General features: G+C 39.9%; 9 protein-coding genes and 1 pseudogene. All 10 read left to right on the top strand.

The window, feature by feature from the left end:
• Window positions 1-325: 325 nt before the first annotated feature.
• Entirely contained in the window at window positions 326-1,099 is a 774-nt protein-coding gene (locus ASV53_RS21705) for a phosphotransferase (RefSeq protein ID WP_094958644.1), read from the top strand.
• A gap of 140 nt (window positions 1,100-1,239) precedes the next feature.
• Window positions 1,240-1,770, top strand: coding sequence for a GNAT family N-acetyltransferase (locus tag ASV53_RS21700; RefSeq protein WP_094958643.1), 531 nt, complete (start codon window positions 1,240-1,242; stop codon window positions 1,768-1,770).
• Window positions 1,770-1,919: pseudogene (locus ASV53_RS26060) on the top strand (GNAT family N-acetyltransferase); the annotation flags it as partial. The gene ASV53_RS21700 and the pseudogene ASV53_RS26060, both read left to right, overlap by 1 nt.
• Before the next feature lie 12 nt (window positions 1,920-1,931).
• A complete protein-coding gene (locus tag ASV53_RS21690; RefSeq protein ID WP_094958642.1) occupies window positions 1,932-2,405 on the top strand; it encodes a hypothetical protein in 474 nt (157 codons plus the stop codon).
• Between the two features lie 165 nt (window positions 2,406-2,570).
• Window positions 2,571-3,020 carry a C-GCAxxG-C-C family protein gene (locus tag ASV53_RS21685; RefSeq protein WP_094958641.1) on the top strand — a complete coding sequence of 150 codons (450 nt, stop codon included), beginning with the start codon at window positions 2,571-2,573 and terminating at the stop codon, window positions 3,018-3,020.
• 466 nt (window positions 3,021-3,486) lie between these two features.
• Window positions 3,487-3,939: an NUDIX hydrolase gene (locus ASV53_RS21675; RefSeq protein ID WP_094958640.1), complete on the top strand. Its 453-nt coding sequence runs from the start codon at window positions 3,487-3,489 to the stop codon at window positions 3,937-3,939.
• A 59-nt stretch (window positions 3,940-3,998) separates the two neighbouring features.
• Window positions 3,999-4,694 (top strand): hypothetical protein, encoded by a 696-nt coding sequence (locus tag ASV53_RS21670; protein WP_094958639.1) that lies wholly within the window; start codon window positions 3,999-4,001, stop codon window positions 4,692-4,694.
• A 97-nt stretch (window positions 4,695-4,791) separates the two neighbouring features.
• A complete protein-coding gene (locus tag ASV53_RS21665) occupies window positions 4,792-5,181 on the top strand; it encodes a GFA family protein (RefSeq protein ID WP_094958638.1) in 390 nt (129 codons plus the stop codon).
• A 486-nt stretch (window positions 5,182-5,667) separates the two neighbouring features.
• Window positions 5,668-6,396 carry a hypothetical protein gene (locus ASV53_RS21660; RefSeq protein WP_094958637.1) on the top strand — a complete coding sequence of 243 codons (729 nt, stop codon included), beginning with the start codon at window positions 5,668-5,670 and terminating at the stop codon, window positions 6,394-6,396.
• A gap of 181 nt (window positions 6,397-6,577) precedes the next feature.
• A partial coding sequence (locus ASV53_RS21655) for a PIN domain-containing protein (protein WP_205049220.1) occupies window positions 6,578-6,833 on the top strand: 256 nt, incomplete at its 3' end.

Here is a 6,833-nt window from a genome sequence, read left to right as displayed (position 1 = left end):
CTACATTCATAATCGCGTGCATGATAAATGTTGCTATTGAAGGAGGAGTTTATCAAAAGTTATTTAAATTACCTTTCAAGTATAAAAGTAAAACATTTTTTTGGTTTCTAATAGCCAATGCATTTAGTGTTGGTGTCGCTTTAATAAGTGTTTTTATTAACCCATTGAAATTGTGAACTTGCAATGCCATCAAGGTGATACATTACACTCAGTGGTTTTGGTTTTGACTTATGTGGTTACGCTGGTCTTTTGGAGTGCGGTGTAGTTGGCCGCAAAAAATTGATGGAAGTGAATATTTGGAACGACTTCATAATAAGGGACTATGATGGAAGAACTTCAAGGTGGGCGTGAAGGGCTCATTTTTCGCTCGGAAGATAAAGTGTATCGACCAAGTGGTTTTTGGTCTGTTTCAATCCATAAATTGCTGTCTCACCTCGAAAGTGAGGGCTTTAATGGTGCGCCAAAATCATTTGGTTTCGATGATAATGGGAATGAGGTTTTATCTTATGTGTGGGGTGATGTTTACAATTACCCTCTAGTTGGTGCTATCTCGACGACTGAAGCATTGTGTTCTGCTGCCGTACTTTTAACTCAGTATCATGATGCAACAGTATCTTTTCTTCAAAGTGAACAATGCCAAGAATTAAGGTGGCGTTTACCTATAAGAGAGCCGCAAGAAGTCATCTGCCATGGTGATTATGCCCCATACAACGTGGCATTAAAGGAAGATACAGTTGTTGGTATTTTTGACTTCGATACGGCTCATCCTGCACCAAGGATTTGGGATGTGGCTTATGCTATTTATTGTTGGGCGCCTTTTAAAACGAATCCATATGATTCGTTAGGTGATTTAACAGATCAATCCATTCGTGCAAAGCAATTCTGTGATTCTTATGGCCTATCATATAAAGATCGTATTCAATTAGTAGACACCATGGTGTCGAGGGTACAAGCCTTAGTTTATTTTATGCATAACGAAGCGGCCAAAGGTAATAAAGCATTTATAGCGAATATCAGAGATGGACATCATTTGGCTTATATCGCTGATATTGAATATTTAAAGCGAAATAAAGAACAAATAACTGCCTACTTGTCGTAAACAATGCGCTATACATCTAAGGTGATGTTGTACTGGGCGATTTTCAATTTACTGTTAGCTAATAACTTTTGGTAATGATTTTTCTTTGACGAGATAACTGCCCAGCCAGTATTTTATGTTTTGTAGGAGCAGTCTGTTATATGGAAAGTAAGCGATTAAAAATCACTCCGCCATCATTAGAATATGCAGATTCGATGTGGGCTATTATTCAAGAAAGCGAAGCAGAATTAGCTGAGTTTCTTCCTTGGGTGTCTGAATCTCTGACGCTGAATAAACTGAAAGATAATATTGAATTTTCCGCCAAAAATTACGACAACTTTTCTGATGACTTCTGGTTTAATATTTTTGAAAAAAGATCAGGGGCTTTAATTGGTGCTGTGGGTTTTATTGTTCGAGACCCTGATGTGCCATATTTTGAAATTGGCTACTGGCTTAGTACCACAATGGTCGGTAAAGGCTATATAAGTGAAGCGGTGAATATTGTTGAACGCTTTGCATTTATCGATAACAAGGCACAAAGGGTTGAAATTAAAATGGCGGGCTCTAATGTTAAGAGTCGAGCGGTTGCGGAACGTTGTGGCTATCAACTTGAAGCTAAGTTAGATAATGGGCGTCGTTTAGTTTCTGGCGAGTTGGACAGCACGGTTATTTACGTGAAAACTGCGTTATAACAATTAGCAAAAACCTTGCGGCAATTAAGTTGTGCAAATCACTTGGGATGAGGCAAGAAGCTCATTTTAGAGAGCATCGTTTCTTTAAGGGAAAGTGGTGGGATACTATCGTTTTAGCGGCTTTACGTTCTGAATGGACACTGGCTTAATAGGAACTAAGCATGATACACAGCATTGAAGCATGGATAGATGAAACGAACGCGATGTTTGTCGATCAGCGGCAAAGCTGCTCTCAATTTTCTCAGCCTTTTGCTGGGTTCTACTCTAAAGAGTTCCTTGCTAACGCATATTTTGTCGTCGTTGAGAGCCTTCCAAAGCCAGATCTCCCAGAGCTGCGCGAGGCTGGTTTAGGCGATTTCCTCGATATGGACGTTCAGGGGATCACATATAAAAACACCTATTACATAGTGCCGAGTGTTGCGCTTGATTTAAGGTTGCACTTCCATGAATTAGTGCATGTATCTCAGTGGAATGCCCTTGGGGCTATTGGCTTTTTGCAGCGCTATATTTCTGAAGTGCAGACTCTTGGTTATGCCGAAGCGCCGTTAGAGAAAATCGCGTATACATTTGATTATCACTTTGCACAAGGTGGACAAAAAATCGATGTCCCAAGCTACATTGAAAATAATATATAAATCAAGCATTAAAGATAGCGCCTTAAGCTTGGGGTTTTAGTTCCAATTGGGTAATGTGTTTACGGTGTAATGGATTAGATCAGGTCAGGTCAGGTCAGGTTAGGTTAGGTGGTAGCGTTGCTCACACCTTAATGCGGTGTTAGAAAATACAAGGAGGTTATTGTCATGGAAGAATCAAAAAAATTTGGTCGATTAGCTGAGATACATTTTGAAAATGGGCTTTTGTGTGCTGAGAGTGTGGTTTCTGCTATTGCTGAATATCAAGGGGTGGATGACCATTTAGCCTCAAAAATGGCGACTGGATTTTGCAGTGGTGTGGCTAGAACGTGTGGGCCATGTGGAGCCTTATCTGGGGCTGTTATGGGTATTAGTTTAGCTCTAGGTCGTGAATCCAAAAGTGATACTGTTGTTGCAACATACGAAGCAACGCAGGAGTTAGTCGAGAAGTTTGAAAGTGAATTCGGAGCAAAGGATTGTCATAAGCTTCTAGGTTGTGACATTGGAACAGAAGAAGGAATGGCTCATTTTCGTTCTCATAACCTTCGCGCAAATTGTAGCAACTACACTCGAAAAGCCGCCGAAATTGCAGTGGGTATCTTGAGCAAAGATGCCTAAGACAGTGTGTAAGAGGAGCTTAAAACGTTTGGTGAATTGGTATCAATTTCGGGGTGAGCGTTTCAGTCACAGCGGCTCAGTTTTGGTGGGGATAATGAGTTATTTACTTCTGTGCCGGTTGAGGTAAATAGTGATTGGGTTATTGACCCGGCTAAGTATTCCTTTTGTCTTTATGACATGGAAGTGATGTGGAAAGATCGCAATATCTATATTGAAACGATGGACTCTGGCAGGCCGTCGCTAATAAGGTATCGTACTTTTCGCTAGCCGTGTGCTTCTCGACTATTCCTGTTAGAAAGATAAATGGTGCATCGAACTAATTTTTCTCGTCAACTGCTCAGGTGGATGCCTGTGAAGTTATGTGCGGTTGGAAAGGTAGTCACCAGCACTTTTAGCATGGTATTCGCAGGTGTTTATTTTTGTGGGGATGCCCACCAATCTCAAAATATAACATTAAGAGGTAACAATGATCCCAGTAAATACATCCATCGTTTCGGGTGTCGCGCTATCGGAAATTAACGGTGAAACAAAAATGCTGTTAATGAAACGAGTGAAAGGTGGCTTCTGGTGCCATGTTGCAGGCTCGATAGAAGACGGTGAGACTGGTATTAATGCTATTGTTCGAGAGTTTCAAGAGGAAACTCAAATAGAAGTAGCAAATTTGTACAACGCTCAATTCCTAGAGCAGTTCTATGAACCTAGCGCAAATGTCATTGAGTTAATTCCTGTTTTTGTGGTTATGTGCCCACCAGAACAGGCGGTTATTTTAAATGAAGAACACACTGACTATAAATGGTGCACTTTAGATGAAGCATTAGAACTCGCGCCGTTTCCAAATCAGCATGCTGTGTTTAAACATGTATGGTCATACTTTGTAGATAAAAAAGTGAATACGCTTTATCGAGTAAAGATCGGATAGCAAAGATTAGATAGAAAAGGCCAGGTAGAAAAGGCGATTTTCAGGAGGAAATTATAACAGTGAAGTATTGTTCAAATGAGTTTGATGAAGCATTAGACAGCCTTGGTCATTATCAGATCTATCCCGACCTGAAACCTTGGGTTGGTTGTGAATATAACGCATCGAGAGTGAAAATTTTAGTGATTGGCGAAAGCCACTATTTAGATGTTGGAAGCACTTATCACCATAACCCAGAAGAATGGTACGCGGGTGTCACCGTATCAGATAAAGAAGATAATGGCTGGATTAAGACGCGAAATATTATTTCCAACGGTATAAAGAGCAAATGGAAATCTAAGTCCAAAACGATATACAGAAACATAGAGAAAGCGCTCTTTGAAAGTGAGGCTGATTTTCATCCGAGTTCAACCGCATTTAGTCGTATCGCATTTCTGAATTACTTCCAGCGCCCAGCGGAACAGACGGGTAAATCAATTAAGGTATCTCAACTTGATGCTGATGTTAGCAAAAGTGTTGTGGGCCAAGTAGCTAAAGCTATTGCACCTGAAATCATCATATTTACAAGTTCACTGGCATATCGCCATGCTAAACGAAGTGGTTTGTTAACCGAATTTGATGCGCAATCCATAAAATATACCCGAACGCCTCATCCTGGAATGCCATGGTGGAACCGAGTTTCTAAAGCTTATGGAAACAGCACGGGTAAGCAGCACTTTATTGATTTTGTAAATTCAGCCGTCAAAATTGAGGCTTAGCAAAGCGATTAAAGCGAGGCTGGTATGTTTGCAGTGGTAGTCGTGGATAAGGCGTTGCTAAGGTTTTACTTCAATACATCTCTAAATGGAGTATGAAATGTATAAAGGATCTTGCCTTTGTGGCGCTATCAAATTTGAAGTTTCTGGAGTCCTTGAAGCAACAGATGCTTGCCACTGTAATCAGTGTCGGAAATGGACCGGACACTTTCTTGCCAGTGCAGAAGTCTCGCGGGACTCATTACTCATCGAGGGGGAAGCAAACCTCTCTTGGTATCACTCATCTGAAAAAGTAAGGCGGGGCTTTTGTTCACAGTGCGGATCATCTTTGTTCTTCGATCCTCTCGATAAAGAAAAGCACCATTGGATAGGAATTGCATTAGGGTCATTTGATAAGCCGACAGGGACAAACCTTGGGCAACATATTTATGTCGCAGAGAAGGGGGATTACTATGACATTAACGATGATCTGCCGCAAAATGAACATTAAATAAAGGCTCTCTACATCAAAAGTCGCTGTTGCGCCTCGATAGCCATTAAACAAGCTTCGGCTACTCACCATATTGATTTACACCTCATGTCTCTCCCTATAGCGCGAAAGGTAACAGTTGGAAGTAGGGGGGAGTTGTGCTGCGACTCTGTGCCATACCCACCTAGTGTTAAGTCCCTTGCATTCCCTCGCAATAATAGCTCCTTTTCGTCCGTTCCCTGCAATAACTTGAAAGCATTCAGCACTAACTTAACGTCTAGTTTTGCTTTCTTGTCATGTTATTTTGTCCAAATAACCATACAAAATGTTAGGTTTAATAATAAACGTGTTGATATAATACCGCTTTCACATTGCGCGCTTGGCACGAACGAGGATAGCTAAGTGAGTATCATGCGTTGATGATACCTGTTGTGGCAGATATGTGCAGCGACAGCGTAGATGTGAATGTTATGTGCCTTTGCTAATAAGTTACATTTAGGAGTTAATTTGAAGGAAATTTGGCCATATTTACCGACTTTGGTTACAACGTTAATAGTTGTTCCTCTCGGAATTTATCTACAAACTCGATTAAAAAATCTTGCCAATAGCAATGACTTTTTGAAAGCTGTTGATCAGCTAAAAAAGAATACAGAAGCGGTAGAAGGCATAAAAGGGCAACTTGGTGAAAAATATTGGGTAAAACAGCAGATCTGGGATACTAAGCGTCTTGCCTATGAAGAAATCTTATCTTGCCTGTATTTAACGAAAGAGTATATCGAAGACCAAATCGCATATTTAACTGATTATACGGATAGCTTTATTTATATTGGGAGTTCTATTTACGACTTTGAAGATAAGGAATATCAAAAGTCTTACGAAGAGTATGTTGAGAGTGAGCAACAAGCTTTTCGTGAAAAATATGAAACACAAGAAGCAAACTTGGCTCGTCAAGAACTCTCCACTAAAACTAGAAAGAGCTTTAAAAATCTCGAAAGTGTTTTCTCAATAAAGTCGATATATTTAGCACCAGAGTTAGGAGATATTGAAACCCTATTGGGTAAATTAAGGCACAAATTGTATGATAATCAGCCCATACAAGATGACCATGAGGCTACAGATGATTTCCTTGACCGCTTGATTGGGCACCATATTTCGAGTGGTGAATCAGTTGATGACATCATCACGTTGACTAAAAAATTAGCAATGGATGACCTCAAGTTGATCACGAAATCATAGTACGGCACATAACAAACAATTTAAGAGTGATTCAGCACGCTTGGCATTTTTGGTTTGGGTCTAGTTTAGTGATTACGGCGTCCAATTTGAGTGTTGTGGTAGCGTGCTTCACACCTTAATTGGGCGTTAAGCGTCAATGATTATTACCAATTTCTAATTTGGGGAAAAAATGATAGAGATAGTGTTAGATACAAATATCTTGCATCAAGAAGGATTAAACTCTGGACGGATGCAATTATTAAAAAAACTAATAGATGTCGAGTTTGTTAGGCTTCATATACCAGAAATAGTAAAAAACGAGTTTATAACTAAAAAGGCTCATACTGCTTCTGATCTAATGACTAAGTCAGCTAATAATTTAAAAACTGTAAATGCTAACTTTGAAACTTCAGAATGTTTTAAAGAAGAACTGCAAAAAATTGAAGATAATATTAGAG

The organism is Photobacterium sanguinicancri (assembly GCF_002265265.1).
Classification (GTDB): Bacteria; Pseudomonadota; Gammaproteobacteria; order Enterobacterales; family Vibrionaceae; genus Photobacterium; species Photobacterium sanguinicancri.
This window is presented reverse-complemented; position numbering and strand designations above follow the sequence as displayed.